At 68.5% G+C, this 25,374-nt stretch carries 21 protein-coding genes and 4 pseudogenes; 11 read left to right on the forward strand and 14 right to left on the reverse strand.

The window, feature by feature from the left end:
- The first annotated feature begins 19 nt into the window (after positions 1–19).
- On the forward strand, positions 20–595 hold the full coding sequence (locus ACFXK0_RS12650) for a hypothetical protein (RefSeq protein ID WP_379410255.1): 576 nt from the start codon (positions 20–22) through the stop codon (positions 593–595).
- A 159-nt stretch (positions 596–754) separates the two neighbouring features.
- Here the strand turns inward: ACFXK0_RS12650 and ACFXK0_RS12655 are convergent.
- Positions 755–1,924 (reverse strand): annotated as a pseudogene (locus ACFXK0_RS12655) (RNA-guided endonuclease InsQ/TnpB family protein).
- On the opposite strand from ACFXK0_RS12655, the pseudogene ACFXK0_RS12660 reads away from it, so the two are divergent.
- Positions 1,919–2,015, forward strand: a pseudogene (locus ACFXK0_RS12660) (transposase); the annotation flags it as partial. The pseudogenes ACFXK0_RS12655 and ACFXK0_RS12660 overlap by 6 nt on opposite strands.
- Positions 2,016–2,054: 39 nt before the next feature.
- On the opposite strand, the gene ACFXK0_RS12665 reads toward ACFXK0_RS12660, so the two are convergent.
- The 5 genes from ACFXK0_RS12665 to ACFXK0_RS12685 all read right to left on the reverse strand — a co-directional run bounded on the left by ACFXK0_RS12665 (position 2,055) and on the right by ACFXK0_RS12685 (position 6,132).
- Positions 2,055–3,287, reverse strand: a complete 1,233-nt coding sequence (locus ACFXK0_RS12665; protein ID WP_379410430.1) for a cytochrome P450 — start codon at positions 3,285–3,287, stop codon at positions 2,055–2,057.
- Positions 3,288–3,413: 126 nt separating this feature from the next.
- Entirely contained in the window at positions 3,414–3,626 is a 213-nt protein-coding gene (locus ACFXK0_RS12670) for a ferredoxin (RefSeq protein WP_379410257.1), read from the reverse strand.
- Between the two features lie 16 nt (positions 3,627–3,642).
- Entirely contained in the window at positions 3,643–4,905 is a 1,263-nt protein-coding gene (locus ACFXK0_RS12675; RefSeq protein WP_379410258.1) for a hypothetical protein, read from the reverse strand.
- A gap of 4 nt (positions 4,906–4,909) precedes the next feature.
- A complete protein-coding gene (locus ACFXK0_RS12680) occupies positions 4,910–5,461 on the reverse strand; it encodes a nuclear transport factor 2 family protein (protein WP_379410260.1) in 552 nt (183 codons plus the stop codon).
- Positions 5,462–5,577: 116 nt separating this feature from the next.
- Complete coding sequence (locus tag ACFXK0_RS12685) at positions 5,578–6,132, reverse strand: TetR/AcrR family transcriptional regulator (RefSeq protein WP_379410431.1); 555 nt, start codon at positions 6,130–6,132, stop codon at positions 5,578–5,580.
- 191 nt (positions 6,133–6,323) lie between these two features.
- On the opposite strand from ACFXK0_RS12685, the gene ACFXK0_RS12690 reads away from it, so the two are divergent.
- The 3 genes from ACFXK0_RS12690 to ACFXK0_RS12700 are packed head-to-tail and all read left to right on the forward strand — an operon-like array spanning position 6,324 to position 9,347.
- Entirely contained in the window at positions 6,324–7,322 is a 999-nt protein-coding gene (locus tag ACFXK0_RS12690; protein ID WP_379410261.1) for a Rieske 2Fe-2S domain-containing protein, read from the forward strand.
- Entirely contained in the window at positions 7,319–8,404 is a 1,086-nt protein-coding gene (locus tag ACFXK0_RS12695) for a dihydrodipicolinate reductase (RefSeq protein WP_379410262.1), read from the forward strand. Before ACFXK0_RS12690 ends, ACFXK0_RS12695 begins: the two co-directional genes overlap by 4 nt.
- A gap of 58 nt (positions 8,405–8,462) precedes the next feature.
- Entirely contained in the window at positions 8,463–9,347 is an 885-nt protein-coding gene (locus ACFXK0_RS12700; RefSeq protein ID WP_379410263.1) for an alpha/beta fold hydrolase, read from the forward strand.
- Between the two features lie 46 nt (positions 9,348–9,393).
- Here the strand turns inward: ACFXK0_RS12700 and ACFXK0_RS12705 are convergent, their stop codons facing one another.
- Complete coding sequence (locus tag ACFXK0_RS12705; RefSeq protein WP_379410265.1) at positions 9,394–10,782, reverse strand: wax ester/triacylglycerol synthase family O-acyltransferase; 1,389 nt, start codon at positions 10,780–10,782, stop codon at positions 9,394–9,396.
- Positions 10,783–10,878: 96 nt separating this feature from the next.
- Positions 10,879–12,021 (reverse strand): 12-oxophytodienoate reductase, encoded by a 1,143-nt coding sequence (locus ACFXK0_RS12710; protein ID WP_379410266.1) that lies wholly within the window; start codon positions 12,019–12,021, stop codon positions 10,879–10,881.
- A gap of 173 nt (positions 12,022–12,194) precedes the next feature.
- Here ACFXK0_RS12710 and ACFXK0_RS12715 point away from each other — a divergent pair, with 173 nt between their 5' ends.
- A complete protein-coding gene (locus ACFXK0_RS12715) occupies positions 12,195–12,635 on the forward strand; it encodes a transcriptional regulator (protein ID WP_379410268.1) in 441 nt (146 codons plus the stop codon).
- 119 nt (positions 12,636–12,754) lie between these two features.
- Complete coding sequence (locus ACFXK0_RS12720; protein ID WP_379410269.1) at positions 12,755–14,092, forward strand: M20/M25/M40 family metallo-hydrolase; 1,338 nt, start codon at positions 12,755–12,757, stop codon at positions 14,090–14,092.
- 15 nt (positions 14,093–14,107) lie between these two features.
- On the opposite strand, the gene ACFXK0_RS12725 is transcribed toward ACFXK0_RS12720, so the two are convergent.
- Positions 14,108–16,090: a S9 family peptidase gene (locus tag ACFXK0_RS12725; RefSeq protein ID WP_379410270.1), complete on the reverse strand. Its 1,983-nt coding sequence runs from the start codon at positions 16,088–16,090 to the stop codon at positions 14,108–14,110.
- Positions 16,091–16,171: 81 nt separating this feature from the next.
- Between ACFXK0_RS12725 and ACFXK0_RS12730 the strand changes: the two genes are divergently transcribed.
- Entirely contained in the window at positions 16,172–16,498 is a 327-nt protein-coding gene (locus ACFXK0_RS12730) for a hypothetical protein (RefSeq protein WP_379410272.1), read from the forward strand.
- A 4-nt stretch (positions 16,499–16,502) separates the two neighbouring features.
- On the opposite strand, the gene ACFXK0_RS12735 is transcribed toward ACFXK0_RS12730, so the two are convergent.
- Positions 16,503–16,928 (reverse strand): TetR-like C-terminal domain-containing protein, encoded by a 426-nt coding sequence (locus tag ACFXK0_RS12735; protein ID WP_379410273.1) that lies wholly within the window; start codon positions 16,926–16,928, stop codon positions 16,503–16,505.
- A 14-nt stretch (positions 16,929–16,942) separates the two neighbouring features.
- Here ACFXK0_RS12735 and ACFXK0_RS12740 point away from each other — a divergent pair.
- Positions 16,943–17,564: pseudogene (locus ACFXK0_RS12740) on the forward strand (oxidoreductase); the annotation flags it as partial.
- A gap of 27 nt (positions 17,565–17,591) precedes the next feature.
- On the opposite strand, the gene ACFXK0_RS12745 reads toward ACFXK0_RS12740, so the two are convergent.
- Both ACFXK0_RS12745 and ACFXK0_RS12750 read right to left on the reverse strand, forming a co-directional pair.
- Positions 17,592–19,373: an AMP-dependent synthetase/ligase gene (locus ACFXK0_RS12745; RefSeq protein WP_379410274.1), complete on the reverse strand. Its 1,782-nt coding sequence runs from the start codon at positions 19,371–19,373 to the stop codon at positions 17,592–17,594.
- Positions 19,370–20,860 carry a flavin-containing monooxygenase gene (locus ACFXK0_RS12750; protein ID WP_379410275.1) on the reverse strand — a complete coding sequence of 497 codons (1,491 nt, stop codon included), beginning with the start codon at positions 20,858–20,860 and terminating at the stop codon, positions 19,370–19,372. Before ACFXK0_RS12750 ends, ACFXK0_RS12745 begins: the two co-directional genes overlap by 4 nt.
- 82 nt (positions 20,861–20,942) lie before the next feature.
- Here ACFXK0_RS12750 and ACFXK0_RS12755 point away from each other — a divergent pair, with 82 nt between their 5' ends.
- Together ACFXK0_RS12755 and ACFXK0_RS12760 are read left to right on the forward strand one after the other, a co-directional pair.
- Positions 20,943–21,998 (forward strand): AraC family transcriptional regulator, encoded by a 1,056-nt coding sequence (locus ACFXK0_RS12755; RefSeq protein ID WP_379410277.1) that lies wholly within the window; start codon positions 20,943–20,945, stop codon positions 21,996–21,998.
- Positions 21,999–22,075: 77 nt separating this feature from the next.
- Entirely contained in the window at positions 22,076–23,098 is a 1,023-nt protein-coding gene (locus tag ACFXK0_RS12760; RefSeq protein WP_379410279.1) for a fatty acid desaturase family protein, read from the forward strand.
- A gap of 8 nt (positions 23,099–23,106) precedes the next feature.
- On the opposite strand, the pseudogene hpnE reads toward ACFXK0_RS12760, so the two are convergent.
- Both hpnE and ACFXK0_RS12770 read right to left on the reverse strand, forming a co-directional pair.
- Positions 23,107–24,470 (reverse strand): annotated as a pseudogene (gene hpnE, locus ACFXK0_RS12765) (hydroxysqualene dehydroxylase HpnE).
- 44 nt (positions 24,471–24,514) lie between these two features.
- On the reverse strand, positions 24,515–25,360 hold the full coding sequence (locus ACFXK0_RS12770) for a crotonase/enoyl-CoA hydratase family protein (protein ID WP_379410280.1): 846 nt from the start codon (positions 25,358–25,360) through the stop codon (positions 24,515–24,517).
- Positions 25,361–25,374: the final 14 nt, after the last annotated feature.

The raw sequence follows: 25,374 nt of genomic DNA on the forward strand, positions 1-25,374 counted from the left end.
CACAGCGGAAGGATCGTCCATGAGTACCGACAGCACAGAGCCCGCGGACACCGCCACCACCCGCACGCCACCACGCACCGTGGCGATCCGCCTGTCGACCGTGCTGACAGGTGCCGCGCTGGCCGTGCTCGTGCTCGCCACCGTGACCCTGGCCGTGCTGTACGGCTCGGCCCGCGCCACGATCGGCGACCACGATCGCCGCGACGCCGACGCACAGCACGTCGAACAGATCGCGCTCGACTACGCCCTCGGCGCCTCGACGATCGACTACCGCGACGTCAAGGGCTGGCTGACCGGGTTGAAGGCCGGTACCACCACCGACCTCACCACGAAATTCGATACCACCGCGCCGCAGCTCGAACAGATCCTGCTGCCGCTGCAGTGGACGTCGACGGCAACCCCGCTCTCCGCCGACATCGTGTCCGAAGCAGCCGGGGTGTACAAGGTGAACGCCTATCTCACCGTGAACTCCACCAGTGTGCAGAACCCCGCAGGCACGCTGACCACCGTCGCCTACTCGCTGACCATCGACCGGAACGCGGACTGGCAGATCGCCGATGTCGGCGGATTGCAGAACGCGTTCCCGGTCAAATAGCCGACCGGGCAACGGCCGATCACCTCGCCCGCAGCCCGAGGGTGGTGGGTGAGCCCGATGGGAGCGAAGTTGACATCCTCCCGGCCCTGAAGGGCCGGGATCCCTCCTGAACCTCGCGGTCCTCCGGTGGGTTCCTGTTTCACAGGGACATGCCTTCCGCTAGGCGGCCGGACTTACCGTCCCTCCGCAGGCGTTTAGCCTCTCCGCCTGCCCAGCGGCGAGGATATTGATCGCGGCGTTCAGATCGCGGTCGTGGACCACACCGCACCCACACGTCCATTCCCGCACATGCAACGGCTTGCCCTTCCCCACGACTCCGCACACCGAGCACAAGCGAGTCGACGGGAACCAACGATCCACTCGGGCGAAGGTGCGCCCGTACCGGGCCGCTTTCTCCTCCAACATGGAGGTGAACATGCCCCACCCGGCATCGTGCACCGACTTCGCCAACCGGGTCCGGGCCAAACCCTTGATACACAGGTCCTCGACATACACCGCTTAGTTGTCGCGGATGATCGTCGTGGACTGTTTGTGCGCCCAATCCCGGCGCGTATCGGCCACTCTCGTGTGAGCCTTCGCGACCCGCAGCCGCGCCTTGGCCCGGTTCTTCGAGCCTTTGTCCTTGCGCGACAACGACTGCTGTGCCTTCCGCAACCGGCGTTCTGCCTGCCGCAGGAACCGTGGCGAGGTGATCATCTTGCCGTCCGACAGGACCGCGAACGTGGCCAGACCCAGGTCGATTCCGACCTCGGAGTCGACCGGCGGCAACGGCTGCGTGTCGACTTCGACCACGAACGACGCGAAATAACGGCCCGCCGCGTCGGTGACGATCGTGACCGACGACGGGTCGGCGGGCAGTGCCCGCGACCACGCGACCTTCAGTTCGCCGATCTTGGCGATATACAGTCGCCGGTTCGGACGCAACGAGAAACCGTTGCGGGTGAACCGGATCGCCTGCCGGTTGTCCTTGCGCGACCGGAACCTCGGAGCCGCGACCCTCGCGCCCTTGCGTTTCCCGGTGACGGAGGCGAAGAAGTTGCGGTAGGCGGTGTGCAGGTCGCCCAACGCTTGAACCAGTGCCACCGACGAAACTTCGGCCAGCCACGCCCGTTCCGGTGTTCGTTTGGCCTCGGTGATCACCCTGGTCTGCAACACCGAGTCCTTGATGTATGGCAGCCCTGCGGCGTGAGCATCGCGGCGGGCGCGTAGTGCGTCGTTGTACACCACCCGTGCGCAACCGAACACCCGAGCCAACGAATCCTGTTGGCCCGACGTCGGATACACACGGTAGTTGTACCGGAGCTGCACAAATCGACTGTACCCGTGCACCTGCTCGTCGAGTACGCGCCCAAGGTCGCGGTGTCGAGGCTGGTGAACAGCCTCGAAAGGGGTGTCGGCTCGCCGCCTTCGTGACGAGTACCGCGGTGGTGGCGGGATCGGCCTCAGTGGGCCGGCGGGGTCAGGCCGGGCGGACGGTCATCGGCAGTCCGGCGAAACCGCGCACGTTCACCGAATGCACACGTTCGGCCGACGCGCTGTCGATCTCGTAGTCGCGCAGCGTCCGGGCGATCTCGGTCAGCGCGATATTGGATTCCATTCGCGCCAGGTGCGCGCCCAGGCAGAAATGGACGCCGAGGCCGAAACTCAGCAGGGTCTGTGAGCTGTCGCGGCCGATCGAGTACCGTGCCGCGTCCTCGAAGACCTCCTCGTCGCGGTTCGCCGAGCCGAGCAGCAGCAGCACCCGGTCGCCGGCGGGAATCGTGTACTCGCCGTAAGTGACATCGGCCAGGACGCGACGCAACAGCATCTGCGTGGAGTTGTCGTAGCGCAGCGTCTCCTCGGTCCAGTCCGGCACCGCCGCCGGATCGGCGAGCGGCTTGGCGACTTCGTCCGGGAACTGGGCGCCCCAGTACATCGCGTTGCCGAGCAGTTTGGTGGTCGTCTCGTTGCCCGCGACGATCATCAGCACCAGGAAGCCGATGATCTCCTCGTCCGAGAGCCGGGTCACCCCGGTCTGCTCGTCGGGGATCTCGGCGTCGATCAGGACCGAGACCAGGTCGTCGCCGGGGTTCTTGCGCCGCCCGGCCAGCAGCTCGCGGTAGTAGCCGGTGAGTTCCAGATAGGCCAGGATCGCGCCCTCCGGAACATCGAGGACGCCCTCCTCGCGGTGCAGCAGCAGATCGGACTGGGTGCGCAGGTGGGCGCGGTCGGCCTCGGGCACCCCGAGCAGCTCGGAGACCACATCCATCGGCAGCAGGCCGGCGAAGTCGCGGATGTAGTCGAACCGGCCCAGCTGCAGGCACCGGTCCCAGTGCCTGCGGGTGAGTTCGGTGATCCGATCGGTCAGCTCGAGCAACCGGCGCGGGGTGAAGCCCTTGGAGACGAGCTTGCGGATCCGGGCGTGCTTGGGATCGTCCATCGCCAGGAACGACATGGCGCGGTGCGCCTCGGGCCCGTAGGAGGTGGGGTCCATCGACACACCCCAGCTGTTGGACAGCCGCGCGCTGTCGCGTAAGGCCGCGCGGACATCGCGATGCCGCGACAGCGCCCAGAAGTCCATCGAGGCGTTGCGGTAGACCGGCGCCTCGGCACGCAGTCGCGTGTAGGTCGGGTACGGGTCCTCGTGGAACGAGTAGTTGTACGGGTCGAACGGTACAACCGTCTCCATGTCGACGTTCACAGCGCACTCCATCACCAGAAATTCGTAGGGATGTCCGACGCTACGTCATGTTCGGACAGTTGTATAGACACTTGTCCACTTACCGGAAACACGCGCCGGAACGAGGCCGGGCGGGTGCGTTGCGCACCCGCCCGGCCGTTACCGATCGTCGGGCCCGCTGTCGTCCACGATCGACAATGCCCGCGTCGGGCAGTAGGTGACCGCGTCACCCACCGCCGCGCGATGCGCGCCCGACGGCTGGTCGAGCAGGATCTCGACCTTTCCACGTTTGGGCACCGTGAACACCTCCGGCGCTTCGGCCTGGCACACCGCATGCCCCTGACACAGATCCAGATCAACGACGATTCGCACTACACACCTCGCAGACTCACCGCCGGCTCGCGCCGGTGGGCGTGATGGCCAACGGGATTCCCCGGTCGGCGAATTCGAAGGTCGCCCCGGAACTGAACCGGGTGATCGCCACTTCGCCGAGTTCCTTGCCCGCCGGACCCCGGCCGATCTCGATCGTCAGGCCGGTGTCGTCGGCGCTCGCGCGCAGCGCCGACCAGGTCGGGTCGACGGCCGCCGCGATCGCCAGGACCGGGTCGAGGTGCTCGGCGTCGATGCGCGCCGGCCAGCCGTCGTCGGCGATCGCGCCCGAGGAGGCCGGAATCCGCAGCAGCACACCGGCTTCGGTGCCCGCACCGGTCCGGGTCGCGGTGATGCCGGTGTACTGGGTGGGACCGAGCACCGGATGCAACTGGAGCACAGTGGCCAGCGAGGTGGCGTCGGTGCCCAGGCCCAGGCACGCACGCAGCCGGCCTGCGGTGAGTCCGGCGATGCCGGTGAGCTGTTTGCGGCTCAGAGTCGCGGCATGCTCGGCATCGGTCCGGTTGCCGACCGCCCAGGTGAATCCGATGGCCAGCAACTGATGTTGCAGGGCGAGTTCCTCGCAGATGCGCACCAGCGCGCTGTGCGACCAGTCGGCGAACCGCAGATCGGCCAGCAGATGACCGCGATAGTCGGTCCGGCCTTCCTCGGTGGGATCGATCGCCGACAGCTCCACCTGCGCGGCCCTGGTCCGTGACATCCGGATCGACTGCTCGGGCAGCGGCAACTCGTCCCGATCGGGTTCGATGGTGACGGTCCACGCGCAGTGCGGGTGCCGGTCGGCCGGTCGGCGCGGTGGCCGGTGCAGCGGGCGGATACGGGCACGCCGATTGGTCGCGATCGCGGTGGCGTCGAAGGTCGGATCCTCGATGTGATGACACATCGCGGTCACGTAGTCGTCGCCGAGTGGCTCGACATCGATCAGGGCGCCACAGTGATTCAGCTCGAATCCGCCGTGATAGGTGTCGGTGACGCTGTAGCGGAAATCCATGAATTGCGGTGGCGCGCCGATGTCGAGCTGCATGCATTTGAACATGTCCTCGACGCCGTCGCCGTCGAGCCCGAGCGCGGTCCGCATCCGGGCGGTGTAGACGGGACTGGCCGAAATCCATTCCTCGACACCGACATCGGCCATGACTTCGCGGCCGAACGCGGCAATGAGATGCGCCATTCCGCTGCGGTCGATCAATTGTCCCGACAGCTGCAGCTCCGGGACGAGCCGCGCCAGCATGGGGCGGGGCAGATCCGAATACGACATCATCGCGTCACCACAGCGGAACCGGCGAGGCGCCGAGCGGATACCACCCGGGCAGATCACCCTTGGACTTCAGCACGCGCTCGATCCGCTTCATGACACCCGCGGGCAGATCACCGTTCTTGATCATCTCGGTGAACAGCGCGGTCAGATTCCCGTAATCGAAGAAATCGCGCTGCCATGCCCACTGGTAATCGCCGCCGTATTTGAACCAGCTGCCCTGGATGCCGTCGAGGGAGTAGTTGGTGCCGTCGGCGCGGGTGACATCACATACCTGTTTCCACAGGCCGAGCATGTCACCGGTCTTCTCGTCGACGACCCAGGACTGGTAGGGATAGGTCCATCCGTCGAGGCCGTCCATTTCCAGGCCGATGGCGTAGTCGCGGATCTCGGTGCGCCCGATGGCCATGAAATCGTGGGTGGGGCCGTAGTTCCAGCCGTAGGTGGCGTCTTCGGTATAGAACTCCGCCAACGGCCGCCAGTCACCGGCTTTTTCGCAATCGGTGTTCGCCTGCAGCCATCGGCGGATCATCTCATCGAGTTCGGCGCGGGGGAATGGCATGGACATCTTCTCCGATCGGTACAGCGGACTCGGCGTGATGCGGGCCACGCTACACAGTGGCGTTACAGTTGTACAGACATAAAACTGTACACGTGTCTAGACGCCGTGCCGACCATTCAGGATTCGAGGTACGCCACGATGCCGCCGACGAGACCGTCGAGCGCGTCGTCGAGGTTGCCGTAGGTGCCCAGCGTCCGCTCCGAGGTGATGCCCCGCATCGCGGCGGGGATGAGCGCGGCCACCTGCCGCACCTTGACCGGGTCGACCCCGAACTCGCCGAACGCGCGCTGACAGGCCTGGTCCCAGTTCGGTTTCCACGACGCCAGTTCGGCGGCGGTGCGCGGATAGTCGCGTTCGAGTTCGGCGTGATCACGCGGCAATGCGGCGCGCAATGTCTCGATGGCCAGCGACTCGGGCCGGCGCAGACCGCTCGCCATGGCGCCGATCAGCGCGGCGACCCGCTCGCGCAGCGTGCCTGCGGGCTCGAACCCGGCGGGCAGGTCGCCGCGCCGGTCGGCGGTGTAGCGCAGCACGGCCGCCCACAGGCCGTCGATGTCACCGAACTGGTACTTGACCACTCCCCAGGTGGCGCCGATGTCGCGCGCGATGCGGTTGCCGGAGACGGCGGCTGGATCGCCGGTGGCCAGCGAGGCGATCGCCGCCTTGATCATGGCCTCCCGCGACTCGATACCGCGTTTGTTCGCGCGTCGTCCGCCGCTCGTCTCTTCCGCCACAAGGGCTGATCGTACTGGCCGTGACCAGCGGCAGCCAGTTTCATCGAACCCTCTTGTATTCTTTCACAGAGGGTTCTATTCTCGGTCTCGCCGCAGGGCGGCAGCCCTCGACAGCGTGGAGGATCGAGATGGCGAAACCACCCCTTTCGATGGAGCCGACCGGCTGGTTCCAGGTGGCCTGGTGCACCGAGATCACCGTCGGCGCCGTGCACACGATGAAGTACTTCGGCCGTGAAATGGTGGCCTGGCGCTCGGCGTCGGGGCGGGTCACCGTCTTCGACGCCTACTGCGAGCACCTCGGCGCGCACCTCGGGTACGGCGGACACGTCGAGGGCGGCAATCTCGTCTGCCCGTTCCACGGCTGGGAATGGAACGCCGAGGGACGCAATGTGCACATCCCCTACGAGAGCCACCCGAACCGGGGCCGCCGCATCCGCAGCTACCCCGTGACCGAACGCAACGAAGCCGTCTGGATCTGGTTCGACATCCAAGGCCGCGCACCACATTTCGAGATTCCGGACATCTTCGACGCGTTCGGCGACGGCAAGACCGCGGCCGACTACTATCCGCCGGTGCCCGCGGCGACGCTGCACCGGCCGGGACTCGAACTGCACCCGCAGTACGTCATGGAGAACGGCGTCGACTTCGCCCACTTCAAGTTCGTCCACAAGACGCCGTTCGTCCCCGAATTCACCCGCCACGATTTCTCCGGACCGGTCTCCTACGTCGATTTCACGATCGCCTTCGACGCCGGTGTCACCGAGGACGACGTCGCCAGCGGCGTCGAGTCGATCAACGCAGGCCTGGGCTGCTCGATCACCAAGAGCTGGGGCATGGTCGACAACCGCACCATGCCCGCGGTGACACCGGTCGACGAATACACCTCCGATGTCCGCTTCACCGTGTGGATCGGGCGCAGACCCGGCGACGACGGTCCCGGGATCAGCCGCTACGGACAGACCATGGCCGGGTTCATCATCGACCAGTTCGAAGCCGACATCCACATCTGGGCGCATCAGCGCTACTCCGACCCGCCCGCGTTGTCGCGCAAGGAATTCGACGGATTCACCGCACTGCGCACCTGGGCGAGCCAGTTCTACCCCGCGACAGAAAGCCCCACACCATGAGCACTTCCGGCACGATCCGGGTCTTCCAAGTAGCGACCGGCAATCTCGGCACCGAGATGATCGGGCGCATCCGCGAGCATCCCGATCTCGAACTCGTCGGCCTGCACTGCTACTCCCCCGACAAGATCGGCCGCGACGCCGGCGAGATCGTCGGCATCGGGCCGATCGGGGTGACCGCCACCGGCACAGTGGCAGAGATCATCGCGGCCCAGCCCGATGTCCTCACCTTTCACGGCGTGTTCCCCGACGAGGAACTCTACGAGCGGGTCCTCGAGGCGGGCATCGATGTGGTGACCACCGCGGACTGGATCACCGGATTCCATCGCGACACCAACCACGCGCACCCGTCCGGGCAGCAGGTGAGCGCGGTGCTCGCGGCCGCGTGTGCGCGCGGCGGCTCGACCTTCTACGGGACCGGCATGAATCCGGGGTTGTGCCAGATCCTCGGCCTGGTACACACCGCGGACGTCGCCGAGATCGAGAACATCGTCGTCACCGAGTCCGTCGATGTCTCCTGCCACCACTCCGTGGACACCTGGCAGGCCGTCGGCTACGGCAGGCCCGTGGACGACCCGTCGATCCCGGATTCCCTGCACAAGTACACGGCGGTCTTCGCCGACGCCGTGTACCTGATGGCCGACGCGTTCGACCTCGCACTCGACGAGGTCGCCTTCTCCTACGAGCTCGGCGCGTGCACCCGCGATGTCGACCTCGGCTGGTATCACCTGCCCGCAGGGTCGCTGGGCGCCAGCTACATCAAGTACCGGGGCATGGTGGACGGAGTCGCCCGGATCGAGACCCACCTCGAATGGCAGATGACCCCGCACACCGACCCGGCCTGGGACATCAAGGGCTGTTACATCACCCAGGTGACGGGTGACCCCAACATCTACAGCAGACACATGATCTTCCCCCGCAAGGGATTCGACATGTCGAAGCCGGAGAACTTCGCGTCCATCGGCATGACGGTGACCGGGCTGCCCGCGCTCAATGCCATCAAGTCCGTGGTCGCGGCACCGCCGGGAATCATCACCAGCGCGGATCTCCCGCTGCGGGCCTTCGCGGGACGGTTCAAGGCATGACTCCACCGATGTGACATCATCGACTAGAACAGGTTCTAGAAATTCCGAGGAGGTCGCCGTGGGAACCACTCGCTCGGTGCGGACGGGACCGTTCGTCGTGCCCGATCTGGACGCGATCCCCGGCGGACGGATGCTCGAGCTCCCCGGCCGGGGCCGCACCTACGTCGTGGACATTCCGGGACCACCCGGTGCGCCCACGCTGATCCTGCTGCACGGCACCGCGTGCACGGCGGCGCTGAACTGGTTCCCGGCACTCGATGCGCTCAGCGCCCGGTATCGCGTAGTGCTGTTCGATCAGCGCTGGCACGGTCGCGGCATCCAGTCGGCGCGGTTCCGGCTCGACGACTGCGCCGACGACGTGGTCGCGGTGGCCGACGCCCTCGGCGTGGATCGCTTCGTCTGCGTGGGTTATTCGCTCGGCGGGATCGTCGCACTGCTCACCGCCCACCGGCATCCGGACCGGGTCGCGGGGCTGGTGCTGTGCGCGACGCCGTATCGCTTCCAGGAGAAGTGGCGCGAGCGCGCGTTCCATCGCGGCTTCGCCGCCGTCGCCGACGCGCTGGGCGACTACCCGTATCGGCGGGCCCGGCGGCGCACGCGCGGGCTACCGGAACTACCGCCCGCGTTGATCCCCGGACAGCTGCGACGCTGGGCGGTGGGCGAATTCCGCAGTACCAGCGGGTGGGCGCTGGCACCGGTACTGGCCGAGATCGGGACATTCGACGCCACCACGTGGCTGCCGCAGCTGCGGGTGCCGACCGCGGTGGTCATCACGACCAGGGACCGAGCCATCCCGGTGTATCGGCAGATCGAACTCGCGGCCGCGATCCCCGGAGCGAGTGTGCATCCGGTCGCGGCGGGTCATGCGGCGTGCGCTGTCGCCGCGGACCGGTTCGTGCCGGTCCTGGTGGACGCGTGCCGGGCGGTGACCGCACGGCGGTAGAACGACCCTGTTCGACGCCGGTGGCGAACAGGGCGGTCGGAGCGGATCAGTCGCGCGCGCGAGCGGCGGCCAGCAGCTCGTCGATCACGGCGGGGACCGCGTCGGCCAGCGCGTCCACATCGGGCACCAGGTCACGGCAGGCGATGAAGCCGAAATCCAGGTCGCCACAGTTCGACAGCACCGTGACCGTCAGCCCGGCGCCGTGGAAGACCGGACCGAACGGGTACATGCCGTCCACCCGGACACCGAGGAAGTACAGCGGCATGGGCGGGCCCGGCACATTCGAGACCACCAGGTTGTGCACCACCGGGTGCTTCTCGGCCAGCTTCAGCGACGAGTAGACCCGCGAGGCGAGCCGAAAGGTGTTCGGCGGCGCGTACTTCGACCAGTCCTGCAGGAAGTCCGCGCCGATCAGATCGTGTTCGGCCTTGGCCGCGCGGTTGGCGACCGCCAGCTGCTCGAGCCGCTCGACCGGATCGGCGACATCGGTGCCGAGGCGGCAGAACAGCGTGGACACCTTGTTGATGCCCTCGGTGTGCCGGGTGGATTCGTGCACCGACACCGGCACCGAGGCGATCAGCGAGCGCTCGGGCAGCGCGCCGTGATCGCGCAGGTAGCGCCGCAGCACCCCGCCGACCACGGTCAACACGACATCGTTGACCTTCACCCCGAACGCGGCCTTGATCTCCTTGATCGCGCCCAGGTCGGTCTTGGTGAAGGAGACCGCTCGCGCACCGGTGACCGCCTGGTTGAACGGCGTGCGCGGCGCGGAGAACGGCAGCGCCATTCCCGCCTGATTGCCGCGCCGTCTGCGCGCGAAGCCGGCGACCATCCCGAGCGTCTTGGGAACCATGCCGATCATCCCGGCCCTGGCGGGAAACCGGACCGCGGCACGGGCGAGGAGTTCGACATCACCGGGGACCGGTTCCGGTTGCCAGGGTTCGGGTTCGGGGCGGCGCAGGCCCGGTTCCAGATCGCACAGGTGCATCATCATGTTCGTGCCGGTGATGCCGTCGACGGCCGAATGGTGGTACTTGCATACGACCGCAACCTTGCCGTCGTCGAGTCCCTCCACCACCGACATCTCCCACAGCGGCCTGCGCTGGTCCATCGGGCGGCCCGCGATGTCGCCGATCAGCTGCGCCAGCCCGGCCGTACCGCCCGGCTCGGGCAGTTCCACGCGCCGGATGTGGTTGTCGATGTCGAAGTCCGCGTCGTCGACCCAGAGCGGATGATCCAGGTTGAACGGCACCGGGTGGACCCGGCGGCGCAGATGCGGGATGAGCGGCAGCCGTCGGCCGAGCTCGGCGCGTAGTTCGTCGAAGGAGTACGGCCCGTCGGCGGGGTCGAGGATCAGCAGCGCGCAGACGTGGAGATGCTGGGTGCCGGTCTCCAGATAGAGGAAACTGGCATCCAGTCCGGTGAGTCGTTCCATAGCCGAAGCCTACTAGAACACGTTCTAGTTTTACCGCCCAGCGCGCCGAACTTTGACGACCCTCACAAGTGGTACGCCAGTACCGTGCCGGGCGGTTCAGTACAGGCGGCCCTCGTGGACGGCGCGCGAGAACGGTGTCAGCGGCGCGCCGGTGCGCAGCGTCGTCGCCAGGGCCGGGTCGGCGAGGTGCAGCCGGCCGATCGCGATCAGGTCGAACTCGCCGGCGTCGATCCGGCGTTCGACCTCGCCGATATTGTCGACGACCGCCGCGGCGCCCTCGATCCGGCTGTCGCGCAGCGGTTTTCCGAGTCCGACACTGCCCACCGCCATCGCGTGCGCGCCGGTGAGTTTCTTGGCCCAGCCCGCCAGTGTCAGGTCGCTGCCGTCGAACGCGGGCAGGTCGAAGCGCCGGATACTGGCGTCGAAGACGTCGACCCCGGCATCGGCGAGCGCGCCGAGCAGCACCTGCAGTTCCTCGGGGGTCTCGGCGATGCGGGCGGTGTAGTCCTGCTGTTTGTGCTGGGAGAAACGGAAGAACAGCGGCAGCTCCGTGCCGACCGCGGCGCGGATCGCGGCCACCACGCGGGCCGGAAACCGGCTGCGCGCCAGGGCATCACCGCCCCACCGGTCCTCGCGAGTGTTGGTGTCGTGCCACAGGAACGCATCCAGCAGGTAGCCGTGGCCGCCGTGCAGCGCGATACCGTCGAAGCCGAGTTCGGCCGCGTGCACCGCGGCGCGCACGTAGGCCGCGACGATCTCGTCCATGTCGTCCTCGGTCATCGGCCGGGTGGGTCGCGAGGCGCGTGCGATGTAGTCGTCGGGATAGGACGTGGTGCCCGCACTGCCCCACCGCCCCGACGGCCGCATGGGCGTGATGGCCGGGTCGACCGCGCTCATCGCGCCCCACAGCGGTCCGACATGCCAGAGCTGCGGAACGATCCGCCCGCCCGCCGCGTGCACCTCGTCGACGACGGTCCGCCACCCGGCCAGCGCGTCGTCGCCGTACATGCGGGGCACGCGCGGATTGTCGACGGCGGCGGGATGCTCGACGGCGACACCCTCGGTGATGATCAAGCCGGTTCCCCCGGCGGCGCGGCGACGGTAGTACGCGGCGACATCAGGACCGGGCACCCCGCCGGGCGAGGCCGACCGGGTCATCGCGGACATGACGATCCGATTGGGCAGTTCCAGCGAACGGATGCTCAGTGGCTCGAACAGGGCCGGGTGATGCTCGGTCATGCCGTCGAGCCTAGGGGCCCGCGACGGCGGTTCGGCGGTTCTTCTCGCTCAGTGGAAGTACCCATGTCGGCGAGCGGTAGCAATCACAAACCAACCGGCCTGATTGTGTTGCATTGCCCACGATGCGCTTGTCCCGATTGCCTGTTTCACCGACACTGGTCCACCCTGGAGGGGTGGTCAGGAAGAAGGGCGGGCCCGGCGCCGGGCCCGCGTTCGCGTCGCGTCTCAACGACCTCTTCGCACGCCCGCTCGTCCCCGGTGAGCCCGCGCCGACCAGCCGGGGCGTCGCCAGGGCGCTGACCGAACGCGGGCAACCGCTGTCCGGGCCGTACCTGTCCCAGCTGCGGTCCGGGCAACGGGAGAATCCGGCACCCGCCGTCGTCGCCGCACTTGCCGCCTATTTCGGCGTCCACCCCAGCCATTTCGCCCCCGCCACCGACACCTTCTCCCATCCCGCAGACCTCGCCGTGCTCACCCGGCTGCGCTGCGACCGCCTGCGCACCCTGCTCGTCCACGCCCATCACCTGCCCGCCGACAGCCTGGATCTGATGGTGCGCTTCGCCGAGAGCCTGCGGGCGAGCGAGGGCTTGTCCGAGGACGCCACCGAACACTGACCGCGCGCACACTCCTCGGCCCACAGTAGCCGTGAATTAGCTTCCGTGAACATGCCGAGCGGATATGCTGTGGACCGGGCGACTCGACAGGTCGCGTCTATCTCGTGGGAGGAATCGGGATGTCCGACGGCTCGATCGATATCGATACCGCGGTTCAGCGGTTTTCCGCGCTGCTACAGATCCCCACCGTGACCACTATCGACGAGAAGGACACCGACTGGGCGCAATTCGCGACCTTTCGAGACACGCTCGACGCCCTGTATCCGCTGGTAACGGCGAAGTTGCAGAAGCAGATCTTCGCCGGGCACACGCTCGTCTATCACTGGGACACCGGCACGCCCGCCGAGCCGATCGTGCTCATGGCGCATCAGGATGTCGTCTCCGCCGGTGATCCAGACGGCTGGACCCATCCGCCGTTCGCCGGCACGGTGGCCGACGACGTCATCTGGGGGCGCGGCGCCGTGGACGACAAGGGCCCGATGGTGTGCATTCTCGAAGCCGTGGAACACCTTCTCGCGCAGGGGTTCACCCCCGACCGGGACGTCTACCTACTGTTCGGGCACAACGAGGAAGTCGCCGGTGACGGTGTCCCGACCGTCGTCGAGCACTTCCGGCAGCAGGGCATCGTGCCCGGCCTGGTCATCGACGAGGGCGGCGGCGTGGCCGGCGATCTGTTCCCCATCGAACAGAAGATCGCCGCGATCGGCACCGCCGAGAAGGGCCTGCTCGATCTGCAACTGACCGCGACCGATCCCGGCGGCCACGCCTCCATGCCCGGTAAGCACCCGGCCACCACCCGTATCGCGCGCGCCCTGGTGAAACTGGACGGCTTCGACTTCCCGCCCACCCTCACCCCGCCGATCCTGGAGATGCTCGGCATCATCGGCGCCCACGCGAGCGGACCCCTCGGCGCGGTCCTGTCCCGCGCGGACAAACTGCCCTGGCTGATCACCACCCTCATGCCGCGCTCCGGCCCGCTGATGAACGCGATGATCCGCACCACCGCGGTCCCGACCGTGCTCGAAGGCAGCAAGGGCACCAATGTGATGGCCGAATCCGCGCGGGCGGTGATCAATGTCCGCGTCCTCACCGGCGAGACCGTCGCCGGGACCGTCGAGCGGATCCGGAAACGGATCAACGACCCGCAGATCCGGCTCGACATCATCACCTCGGCCGAGCCGACACCGGTCTCCCCCACCACGGGGCCCGCGTTCGAACGGGTCGAAAAGGCCGTCGCCGCAACGTTTCCCGGCGTGCTGACCGCACCGTTCCTGGTGGTCGGTGCCAGCGACGCCCGCCATCTCGCCCGGATCAGCGACTACGTCTACCGCTTCTACCCTTTCGAACTCGATGCCGATGCCCGCGGCCGCATCCACTCCACCGACGAGCGCCTCACCGTCGACGCACTCGCCGCCGGGATCCGCTTCTACGCGGCCGTCCTGCGCGGTACTCCCTGACACCGGCCGGGCCGGTCACCCTCGAACAGTCGCGAGGTGCTCGACGGTGACCGATTCGATGCCCTCGGCGGCGGGCAGGTCGAAGCCGAAAACCTGTCCGTAGAAGCTCAATTCGGAATCGAGGGCCTTGCGGATGTTCTCCGCGCGCCGGAACCCGTGCTGTTCGCCCTCGAACAGCAGGAAGGCGACCGGGATCTCCCGTTCCCGCAGCGCGTCGACGATCATCTGGGACTGGTTCGGCGGCACCACGGCATCCTCGCTGCCCTGCAGGACGATCAGCGGACTGCGGAACCGGTCGACCTGATGGATCGGCGACCGCTCGCGGTAGCGCGCCCGCTGGGCCGGGTATTCGCCGATCAGGCCGTCGAGATAGCGGCTCTCGAACTTGTGGGTCTCGGCGGCGAGGGCCTCGAGGTCGGCGACGCCGAAGTGGTCGGCGCCCGCGGCGAACGGGGTGTCCGCGCGAGCCAGCGCCGCGAGGGTGGTGTAGCCGCCCGCCGAACCGCCGCGAATGGCGAGCCGATGCGGGTCGACGCGGCCGTTGCCGGCGAGCCAGCGGGCGGCCGCGAGGCAGTCGGCCACGTCCACCACGCCCCAGGCGTCGCGCAGCAGTTCGCGGTAGGCGCGGCCGTAACCGGTGGAGCCGCCGTAGTTGACGTCGACGACGGCGAATCCGCGGCTGGTCCAGTACTGGGTGCTCGGCGCGAGCACGGGCAGCGCGTGCGAGGTCGGGCCGCCGTGGATCATCACCAGCAGCGGTGGCAGTTCCCCGGCGGGCGCGCGGTGGCTTGCGCTCGCGGGCGGGTAGTAGAGCGCGTGCGCGGTGCGGGCCGCGCCGTCGCGATCCACCGAGGGGAACGAGATCGGCTCGGGGACCGAGATATCGGCGGCCCCGAGTCCGAGATCGCGGGGTGTGCGCAAGGTGTCGAGGTCGATCTCGGTGCCGCCGAATCCGATGCGATAGATCCCGAGTTCGGCGGTGGGGGCGCCGGCGACCACGACAACGGCATCGTCGTCCGCGCGCTCGACGGCGGCGATCGCGGAGAAGGGCAGGTCCAGGTCGGTCACCGACCCGTCCGGGCGACGCAGGGCCAGCCCGTCGTAACCATCGCGCCACCGGGCGAACACGATGCCGTGCGCCTCCAGAACGACGTAGCGTGCCGAGCCCAGTTGCCATGCGGGCACGCCGATTTCGGCGTCGATCTCGATGACGGCCTCGACGGCGCCGCCAGGACTCCACCGGTACAGGTTCCACCACCCGTTGCGGTCGGACAGGAACAGCAGCGTGCCGTCGTCCTGCCAGCGTGGTTCCTGGACCGACTCCCCCGGGCCGCCCGCGACCACGGTGTCGGTGCCGGTCGCCAGCTCACGCACCCGCAGGACCGTGTCGTCCCACGGCATCGACGGGTGGTCCCAGGTGATCACCGCGAGCAGTGTCCCGTCCGGGCTCAGGCGCGGCGCTGCGACGAAATCCGGGCCGCTGACCAGGACTTCCGGCAGGGACGGCCGGTCGGCGGCCAGTCGCACGATCTCGTTGCGTACCTCGGTCGCGCCGTGGCCGCCGACCGGATGATGCTCCCGGATCGCCACGACGGTGGCACCGCCGGGAGCGACCACGCCGTCGGCGTAGCGGTCACCGCGCGGCGTGGCGGACTCGGGGGTCAGCGCCACCGGCTCGCCGCCTGCCTCGAGCCGGTACAGCCGCTGGTCGGCCCAGTTGGCGAAGAACAGCACCCCGTCGCGTACCCACCACGCGGCGCCGCCGTATTCGTGGACCGCGGTGCGCGCGTCCATCCCCGCCGGCAGCAGGTCGGTGCGGGTGCCGTCGGCGGCGCGACGCACGATCTGGGTGCGGCCCCCTTCGGCGGGCCTGCCCTCCGACCAGTACACGTCGGTCCCGTCCACCCGGACCTCGCCGAGCCGCACCGCCGCGCTGACCACGCTCTCGGAGGTGGTGGAAGTGGGCCAGGATCCGAAGGGCAATTCTTCGACAGTCACCCGGACAGGGTAATCGGCAGGGACGGAAAGCGTCCGCGCGTCGCCGGCGCCTCCCGGGGCGGGCACGATGACAATGGGTGGATGGGATCGCTGTGGCTGGCGCTCGAATCGTGCACCATTCGCGCCGAAGAGGTTTCCGAGGTCGCTGTCGTCAAATCCGGCCGGGTGGTCGCAGGCCGGATGCATCGCGAACGGTACGCGGTGGTGATCCGTGCCTTCCACGGGTCCCCGACCGCGGGCCGGGCGATCACCCGCACGGTCTGGAGTTCCGGGCACCAGCACGAAGCCGACGCTGTCGCGGGCAGGCTGGTCGACCGGCTCATCACCGACCGCAGCCGCGCCGGGAAGCTCGGTGTCACCGAGTCCGGGCGGATCGTCTTCACGCCGGTGGACGAATCGGCACCGTAGGCGACTACGCGCGCGGTGCGGCGCCGCGCAGGAACTGGTCGACCGCGGTGTCGACCAGCCCGTCGAGCAGTTCGGGTTTCTCGATATTGCCGTTGATGATCGTCGCGATGCCCTGCAAGGTGGCGAACAGGACGATCCCGATCCGTTCCGGGTCGCCCGCCTCGAGTTCCCCGCGCTCCTGCCCCTGCACGACCAGCTCGTTCATCAGCCCGAAGGGCGCCGCGGCGGCCAGCACGATCTGCTCGGCGCCCGTGCGGTGCTTGCTCGTGTACATGAGCTCGAGCAGCGCCGCGTTCTCGGTGGCGAAACGGGTGTAGGCGGTCATGGTGGCGCGCACGCGAGCCGCGAAATCCTCGCCCGCACTCGCGAGGGCGGTGCGTAACGCCGCGTCCAGACGCCCGAATCCGGCGACGGCGAGTTCGTCGAGCAACGGCTGCAGGCCCCGGCGTCATGATTCCGCCGTTCGCCCGCACCGCCGACGGTTTCGAGCTGCAATTCGGCACCAATCACCTGGGCCCCTTCGCCCTCACCAACCTGCTGCTCCCCCGGATTCGCGGTCGCGTCGTCACCGTCTCGTCCAACGGGGCACCGGGCCGGCTCGATCGACTTCGACGATCTGCACTGGCGGACCCGGCGATACAGCCCGATGGCCGCCTACGCCCAGTCCAAACTCGCCAACCTGCTGTTCACCGCCGAACTCCAGCGCAAACTCACCGCCGCCGGGTCACCGGTGCTCGCCACCGCCGCCCATCCGGGCATGGCGGCGACCGATCTGCTCGAGCCCGACCCGGCGCACCGGGTGCGCTCGGCGATCCAGCGGTCGGTCGCCGGTTTCCTCGCGCAGAGTGATGAGGACGGCGCGCTGCCGACCTCGTACGCGGCCACCCGCGACATTCCGGGTGACAGCTACGTGGGGCCCGGCGGGTTCCTGCAGGGTCGCGGCGCACCGAAGCTCGTCGGCCGCTCGGCCAAGGCGCAGGACGCCGAGGTGGCCCGCCGCCTGTGGGAGGTGTCGGAAACCCTGACCGGAGTCGCCTTCCCGCAGCAGTCACCTTCGCAGGCATGACATCTCGCGGCGGATAGGCGCCGGCCGTCAGCGGGTCGTGTACATCGTGTCGATTTCAGCGGTGTACTTGGCCGTGATCGGCTTGCGCTTCAGTTTCCCGGTGGGGGTCAGCTCGTCGCCGCCCGGCTGCCAGAAAGCGGGCACGACGACGAACTTCTTGATCTGTTCCACCCGCGCCAGTTTGGTGTTGGCCGCGCGGATCCCGGCGTCGAGCACGGCGTGGACGCCCGGGTCGGCGGCCAGCACCGCCGGGTTCGGCGTCAGGCCGTGCGCGGTGGCGTAGGCGGTGGCGGCATCGGCGTCGAGGACGACCAGCGCGGTGACGAAGGGTTTACCGTCACCGATCGCCACCACCGGACCGGCCAGCGGGCAGGCCACCCGGACGTAGCCCTCGATCTTGCTGGGCGACATGTTCTTTCCGCCGGAATTGACGATCAGTTCCTTCTTGCGGTCGACGATCGAGACGAACCCGTCGGCGTCGACGGCCCCGATGTCGCCGGTGTGCACCCAACCGTCGGCGTCGACCGCCTCGGCCGTCAGTTCCGGCTCACCGAGATAGCCCTTCATCACGATCGGTCCGCGCACCAGGATCTCCCCGTCGCCGGCGACCGCGACCTCCACACCGCGCGCGGCGACGCCGACCGTACCGAGCCGCATCCGGCCGGGACGGTTCAGCGTGGCGATGGCCGACAGCTCCGACATGCCATACACCTCACCGACAGGCAGGCCGAGGCCGAGGATGAACTCGAGGGCTTCCGGGGCGATCGGCGCGGCACCGGTCGCGCCGACGACCATGGCGTCCAGCCCGAGCCGGCGCCGGATCGTGGCCAGGACCAGCCGATCCGCCACCTGGTGCCGAACTGTCAGCCAGGGTGTGACGCGCCCGGATCCGTGCAGTTCGGCGCGCACCCGCTGCCGGCCGGCATCGATCGCCCAGTGCGTGAGCTTCCGTTTGACCGTGCTGGTTTCGGCGGCGAGCTGCGCCTCCAGCGCGGCCTTGATCTTGTACCAGACCTGTGGCACGCCGACGAAGGCGGTCGGCCGGGTATCGGTCAGCGCGGTGACGATCTGTTTCGGGTCGGCCAGGTCGGTGACCGGTCCGCCGCCGATCATCGGGAAGTAGTGACACGTCCAGCGATTCACGATGTGCGCGTCGGGCAGATAGGACACGGTCCGGTGCGCGAACCACGGATCGAGCATCTCCCGGACGCCGTCGATATTGCTCAGGATATTGGTGTGGGTGAGCTCGACGCCCTTGGGTGTGCCGGTGGTGCCCGAGGTGAAGATGACGGTCAGCACGTCCTCCGCGCGCACCCGCTGCCAGGCGGCGCGGAAGTCGAACCCGGGCAGCGGGTTCGCCTCGACCTCGGCCAGCGACAGGATGTCTTCGGGGCCTGCATCGACGACCACGACCGTCTCGACGGGACCGTCGGCGGCCCGCGCGGCGGCGATCTGCGGCAGGAACTGCGTTTCACAGACGATGACCCGGCTCGCGGTCTTGGCCAGCTGGTAGGCGATCGTCTCGGGTGGGTTGGTGTTGTAGATCGAGAACGGGATGGCGCCCAGGTGCATGGCGGCGGTGTCGACGAGATGGAATTCGGGCCGGTTGGTCAGCATCAGGGCCACGGTGTCGCCGGCGGCGATACCCAGGTTCGCCAGTCCGGCCGCGATCCGTTCGACCCGGCGCGAGTACTCGCCCCAGGTGATGCTGGTCGCGTCGCCGGGAGTGCGCAGGGCGACGGCGTCGGGCATGCGGACGACGGTGCGCTGGAACGCCTCGCACAGCGTGGACGGCAAGAGGGTGGTCATCGGTCTGCTCCGGCAGTTCTCGTCGATGGATGATGGTCTGTGGGTTGGTAGTCCGACTCCGCGAAGGTGCGGGTGCGCTGGCGATAGCTGCTGACGGTGCCCGGCCAGTTGTTGGTGATGCGCCCGGCGGCGGTGCGGTACCAGCTGGTGCACCGGGTCCACGGCGTCCGCTCCAGTCGTCGCTGCACTGCGGCGTCGTAGGCGGCGGCGACCTCGGGGCGCACATCGAGCAGCAGGCCCGGCCTGCGCGCGATGCGTTCGACGGCCTGGCGGATGTAGCGGGCCTGGGATTCGATCATGTACACGATCGAGCCGACGCCGAGGTTGGTGTTCGGGCCGTAGATCAGGAACATGTTCGGGAAGCCCGGCACGGCCATGCCCTGGTAGGCGCGGGCGCCGCCGTCCCACGCGTCTTCCAGCCTGCGGCCACCCCGGCCGGTGATCTGCATGGGCCACAGGAATTCGGTGCCCTTGAATCCGGTGCCGAAGATGATCACGTCGGCGTCGTGCACCACGCCGTCGGCGGTGCGCACGCCCTCGGGCCGGATCTCGCTGATCGCCGTGGTCTCGACGTGCGCGTTCGGCTGGGTCAGCGCCGGAAAGTAGTTGTTGGAGAACAGTCCCCGCTTACAGCCGGCCGGATAATCGGGCAGCAGCGCGGCCCGCAATCGCGGATCCGAGACCTGTTTCTCCAAGTGCCAGACGGCGAGCCGGGTGACCAGCGGCCGGATCGCGGGAACATCGACGATGCCCAGCGACAGGAACTCGCACAGCGCCCAGAAGGCGAACCGCTCCGCGAGCCGGACCGGCGGCGCGTAGGCGAACACGGTGTGATGCCACGGCCGGTACTCGATATCCGGTTTGGGCAGCACCCACGCCGCCGAGCGCTGGAACAACGTCAGCTGCCGCACGGCCGGCTGGATGGCGGGGACGAACTGGATCGCGCTGGCGCCGGTGCCGATCACCGCGACCCGCTTGCCGGTGAGATCGACGTCGTGATCCCACTCGGCCGAGTGGAACACCGCGCCCGCGAAATCGTCGATACCGGGGATGTCCGGCCAGGCAGGCCGGGAGAGCTGGCCGACGGCGGGGACGAGGACGTCGGCGGTGATCGTCGCGCCGTCGGCGGTGCTGACCGTCCAGGTGCCGGTGGCGTCGTCGAACTCGGCGGCGGTGACCTCGGCGCCGAAGCGGATCCGCGGCAGCAGGCCACGCTTCTCGGCGACGCCGCGCAGGTAGGCCTGGATATCGGGCTGTTCGGAGAACCGTTTGGGCCAGTCGCTGCGTGGTTCGTAGGAGTACGAATACAGCGGCGAGGGGATGTCGCAGCCCGCGCCGGGGTAGGTGTTCTCCCGCCACACCCCACCCACGTCGGCGGCGCGTTCCAGGATGGTCACGTCGGTGAACCCGGCCCGCTGCAGTTCCATGGCCATGCCGAGACCACCGAAGCCGGTGCCGATGATGACGATCGACGGACGCGCACTCATGCCGACCACGCTACGACCCGCACCGGCCTCGCTCACCAACAACGGCGGCCAGCGAATCAATACTTTCGGCCATACTGTGCGGATGCGTACCGTCGAAGCGCCGCAGATCCGGACCTGGGACTTCCCGCGCGGCATCGCCAGCATCGCGGTGATGGCCGCCTTCGCCGCCGAGCACGGCGTCCCCGCCGACCGCGTGCTGGCGGGTTCCGGCCTCGCCCCGGCCGCGCTGAGCGAGCCCGACCGGCAGGTGCCTGCGGCGACCGAGCTCGTCGTCGTGCGCACGCTCGTCCGCGAACTCGCCCACGTGCCCGCACTCGGCGTGGAGGTGGGTCGGCGCTACCGGCTGTCCACCTTCGGCATCTTCGGTTTCGCCTGCGTCACCAGTCCGACAGTGCGCGAGGCGATCTCCCTGGCACTGCGGTACTACCAGCTGGGCTACGGATTCTGTATCCCGATCGTCGAGACCGGCGACGACGGCATGCTGGCCCGGGTCCGTCTCGACGCCGCACCCGCGGATGTGGCGCGCTTCCTCGTCGAACGCGACATCGTCGCCATGCACCGGGTGATGGTCGACCTGCTCGGTCACGAACTCGCCATCGGGCGCATCGAATTCGACTTCCCCGCCGGCGACAGCGCCGAGCGCCTGCACGAGATCTTCGGTGTCCGGCCCGAGTTCGGGCGCACGCAGACCGTCTTCACCCTCGATCCGGCGAGCCTGGCCGAGACCCTGCCCCAGGCGAACGCCCAGACCTGGAGCCTGTGCGTCGCGCAATGCGCTGACCTGGTGCAACGGCGCACCGCCCGCACCGGCATCACCGCGCAGGTGCGCGCGCTGATCCTGCCCGGCGGCGACACCGCGGGCATCCCGACACCACCGACCTTCGAGGTCGTCGCCCGCGAACTCGGCACCAGCCCGCGGACGCTGCGCCGCCGCCTCGCCGAGGCGGGCACCGGTTTCCGTGCCCTGGTCGACGAGGTGCGCTGCACCCTGGCCGAGGAGATGCTGACCGGCACCCCGCTGTCGGTCGACGACATCGCCCTCCGGCTCGGCTACGCCGAAGCGACACCGTTCATCCATGCCTTCAAGCGCTGGAACGGCACCACCCCGTCGGCCTACCGGCGCGAACGCGCCCACTGAGATCTCACTCCACAGGCTGATTCCCCGCCCTACCAAAGGGTTACGACCGACGAGAATTCCGCCGATAGCTTCGCGTCATGACAACTTCTGCACCACGGCGGGCCACCGAGGGCGACTACGCCCGCCTGCTCCGCCGGATCTCCGCGGCGGGGCTGATGGACCGGCGCCCCGGCTATTACGCGGTTCGGCTCGGCCTGGTCGGACTCGCCTATGTGGGCGGCTGGTCGGCGTTCGTGCTGGTCGGCGATTCGTGGTGGACGGTGCTGGTCGCCGCGTTCCTGGCGGTGGTGTTCGCGCAGGTCGCGCTGGTGATGCACGATGTCGCGCACCGGCAGGTCTTCCGGCTGCGGCAGCCGACGGAGCTGGTGGGACGGGTGGTCGGCAATGCGGGGATCGGTCTGGGGTACGGCTGGTGGCAGGACAAGCACACCCGCCATCACGCCAATCCGAACCACGAGGAACTCGATCCCGATGTCGCGCCGGACATTCTGGTCTGGTCGCAGCAGCAGGCACGGTCCAGCCGTGGTCTGCCACGGCTGATCGGGCGAGCGCAGGCGTATCTGTTCTTTCCGCTGTTGCTGCTGGAGGGGCTGAATCTGCATGTGGCCGGGATGCGAGCGCTCCGGAATCGATCGGTGAAGCACCGTGGTTGGGAGGCCGCGCTGCTGTTCGGCCATGCCGCCCTGTATCTGGCGGTCTTGTTCGCGGTGCTGCCCGCCGACAAAGCCCTGGTGTTCTTCGCTGTCCACCAGGGCCTGTTCGGCCTGTACATGGGCTGCATCTTCGCCCCGAACCACAAGGGCATGCCGACCCTGACCGGTGCCGATCGCCCGGACTACCTGCGTCGCCAGGTGCTGACCTCCCGCAATGTCCGTGGTGGCGCGCTGACCGATATCGCTCTCGGCGGGCTCAACTATCAGATCGAGCATCACCTGTTCCCGAGCATGCCGACGCCGAATCTGCGCCACGCTCAGCCGATCGTGCGCGACTACTGCGCCGAGATCGGCGTGCCGTACCACGAGACCGGGCTGTTCTCGTCCTACCGCGAGGCACTGCGGCACCTGCATCATGTCGGCGCTCCGCTGCGCGCCGACCGATAGGCCGAGCGCTACCGCGGCTGGTCGAGCAGCGCCCGCACCGCCCGTTCGGCGCTCTGAGCGGCGCTTTCCATCGTCGCCGACCAGTCGGTGCGGGTCCAGTCCCCGGCCAGCATCAGATTCGGGACCGAGGTGCGCTGTCCGGGGCGCAGGTTGTCGGTGCCCAGGACCTGGGAGAAAGTCGCCTTCGGCATCTTCACCACATGGCCGGTCACGACCTTCGCCTCGGCGGCCTCGGGATAGTAGCGGCGCAGCAGGTCCATCTGCTCGGCGACGATCTCCTCGTTGCTCTTGTGGATCTGCTCGTAGGCGCCGCTGGTGGTCAGACAGTACAGCCAGGTGCCGTCGGGGGTGCGCTGGTGCATGCGCTGGCGATCGAAGACCTCGTCGATCACGCCGGTGCCGCCGATCAATGCCTCCATGGCCGATTCGGTCTTCAGCGGCCGGTCCAGGTACAGGTTCGTGCTCACGATCGGGGTGACGCCCAATTTGTCCGCGGCAGCGTAGATTTCGGGTGTTCGGGCAGTTCGTCGAGGAGCCCGTTGATCGCGGAGTTCGGGACCGCGCAGATCACCGCGTCGGCCTCGACCACCGAGCCGTCGGCCAGCTGCACCCCGGTCGCGTGGCCGTCGGTGATCAGGATCTTGCGGGCCACCGCCCGGAAGCGCACGTCGACCCCGTGCCGTTCGAAGACCCGCTCGGCGCCGGTGATGTAGAGGGTGTCCAGGTCAACGGTGGGATAGCCGATCGTGACGCCCATCCGGTCCTGCACCCCGATCCGGACCCCGGTGGCCAGCACATCGGCGAACACCTTCGCCGACTCCCGGTCCACCGGTTCCGCCGCGATACCGAGTGCGAGCCAATCCCACAGCGCCTCACGCGCTTTCGCCGGCATCCCGACGCGCTGGAACCACTGTTCGGTGGTGAGGTCGGCGAGGTCCTTCGGCTGCCACAGCGCCTGCTTGACCAGCAGCAGCGCCGCCCGCAGCGCCCGCAGCCGATCCAGCGGGCTCGCGTCCGGATGCGCGCCCATCAGGGTGCGTACGGCCCGGAAACCCGTGGTGTGCAACATGACCGCGCGTCCACCCGGCCAGCGCAGGCTCCCGGCGCCAGGGAACTCGATGTACTGCCGGGTGCCGACGCTGTCCAGATACCGCCACAGGCTGCGGTAACCGCTGGCCACCACGTGCTGGCCGTTGTCGGCGAGGTCGTCCACCTCGGCCACCCGCATCGCCTGCGTGCGCCCGCCCAACCGGCCTCGCCGCTCGAGCAGGGTCACCTGTTTGCCCGCCTCGGCCAGCCACACCGCGGCGGCGAGGCCGGCCAGGCCACCGCCGACGACGACGAATCGGCGCGGATCACTCGTGTCCACCATTGAGACAATGTAACGCCAAGTCTCTCTTTGTTTCTAGGATTCGCTCAGTCCCGGTACCGGGGCACCGGCAGGTCGGCACCGAAGATGTCCGGATACTCGGTGGCCACGCTGCCGGGGAACTGCGCCGCCCGCTTCTGCAGGAACGACGACACGCCTTCGCGAGCATCGGCACTGAGCCCGCGCAGGTGGACCCCGCGCGACTCGACCCGGTGCATGATCATCGGATGCTCGGCGCCGAGCCCACGCCACAGCATCTGCCGCGACAGCGCCACCGACACCGGCGCGGACTGCCCGGTGAGCCGATCGGCGAACGAATACGCCTCCGCCAGCAGCGATTCCGGCGAATGCACCGCGTAGAACAGTCCGGCCTCATACGCTTCGGCAGCCTCGACCAGCCTGCCCGAATACACCCAGTCGAGGGCCTTCTGCATCGGCACCAGCCGGGGCAGGAACCAGCTGGAGCAGGATTCGGGCACGATGCCGCGCCGGTTGAAGACGAAGCCGACCTTGGCAGTGTCGGCGGCGAGGCGGAAATCGGCGGCCAGGGTCAGGGTGACGCCGACCCCGACAGCGGGCCCGTTGATCGCCGCGATGATCGGCTTGCGGCATTCGAACATCCGCAGCACGAGCTCCCCACCGGCATCGCGCGGCGCCTCGACGGCCTGCGGCGCGGCGAAGGTCTCGGCTCCCCCGGCCAGATCCGCCCCCGCGCAGAACGCGCGACCGGCGCCGGTGAGCACCACGGCGCGAATGCCGTCCTCGGCATCGATCGTGTCGAACGCGGCGATCAGTTCCTCGCCCATCGCGACGGTGAACGCGTTGAGCTGGGCGGGACGATCGAGGGTGATGGTGGCGACGGAATCGGAGACATCGACGCGAATATCGGCCATACCGGACATCGTGA

This window comes from Nocardia sp. NPDC059177, assembly GCF_042755165.1.
Classification (GTDB): Bacteria; Actinomycetota; Actinomycetes; order Mycobacteriales; family Mycobacteriaceae; genus Nocardia.

What these genes read in the sequence shown, in the direction of transcription:
- ACFXK0_RS12650 (WP_379410255.1), top strand. Translation starts at nt 20, where the DNA reads ATGAGTACCGACAGCACAGAGCCCGCGGACACCGCCACCACCCGCACG.
- ACFXK0_RS12665 (WP_379410430.1), bottom strand. Translation starts at nt 3,287, where the DNA reads ATGGAGTGCGCTGTGAACGTCGACATGGAGACGGTTGTACCGTTCGAC.
- ACFXK0_RS12675 (WP_379410258.1), bottom strand. Translation starts at nt 4,905, where the DNA reads ATGATGTCGTATTCGGATCTGCCCCGCCCCATGCTGGCGCGGCTCGTC.
- ACFXK0_RS12680 (WP_379410260.1), bottom strand. Translation starts at nt 5,461, where the DNA reads ATGCCATTCCCCCGCGCCGAACTCGATGAGATGATCCGCCGATGGCTG.
- ACFXK0_RS12685 (WP_379410431.1), bottom strand. Translation starts at nt 6,132, where the DNA reads ATGATCAAGGCGGCGATCGCCTCGCTGGCCACCGGCGATCCAGCCGCC.
- ACFXK0_RS12690 (WP_379410261.1), top strand. Translation starts at nt 6,324, where the DNA reads ATGGCGAAACCACCCCTTTCGATGGAGCCGACCGGCTGGTTCCAGGTG.
- ACFXK0_RS12695 (WP_379410262.1), top strand. Translation starts at nt 7,319, where the DNA reads ATGAGCACTTCCGGCACGATCCGGGTCTTCCAAGTAGCGACCGGCAAT.
- ACFXK0_RS12705 (WP_379410265.1), bottom strand. Translation starts at nt 10,782, where the DNA reads ATGGAACGACTCACCGGACTGGATGCCAGTTTCCTCTATCTGGAGACC.
- ACFXK0_RS12710 (WP_379410266.1), bottom strand. Translation starts at nt 12,021, where the DNA reads ATGACCGAGCATCACCCGGCCCTGTTCGAGCCACTGAGCATCCGTTCG.
- ACFXK0_RS12720 (WP_379410269.1), top strand. Translation starts at nt 12,755, where the DNA reads ATGTCCGACGGCTCGATCGATATCGATACCGCGGTTCAGCGGTTTTCC.
- ACFXK0_RS12730 (WP_379410272.1), top strand. Translation starts at nt 16,172, where the DNA reads ATGGGATCGCTGTGGCTGGCGCTCGAATCGTGCACCATTCGCGCCGAA.
- ACFXK0_RS12745 (WP_379410274.1), bottom strand. Translation starts at nt 19,373, where the DNA reads ATGACCACCCTCTTGCCGTCCACGCTGTGCGAGGCGTTCCAGCGCACC.
- ACFXK0_RS12750 (WP_379410275.1), bottom strand. Translation starts at nt 20,860, where the DNA reads ATGAGTGCGCGTCCGTCGATCGTCATCATCGGCACCGGCTTCGGTGGT.
- ACFXK0_RS12755 (WP_379410277.1), top strand. Translation starts at nt 20,943, where the DNA reads ATGCGTACCGTCGAAGCGCCGCAGATCCGGACCTGGGACTTCCCGCGC.
- ACFXK0_RS12760 (WP_379410279.1), top strand. Translation starts at nt 22,076, where the DNA reads ATGACAACTTCTGCACCACGGCGGGCCACCGAGGGCGACTACGCCCGC.
- ACFXK0_RS12770 (WP_379410280.1), bottom strand. Translation starts at nt 25,360, where the DNA reads ATGGCCGATATTCGCGTCGATGTCTCCGATTCCGTCGCCACCATCACC.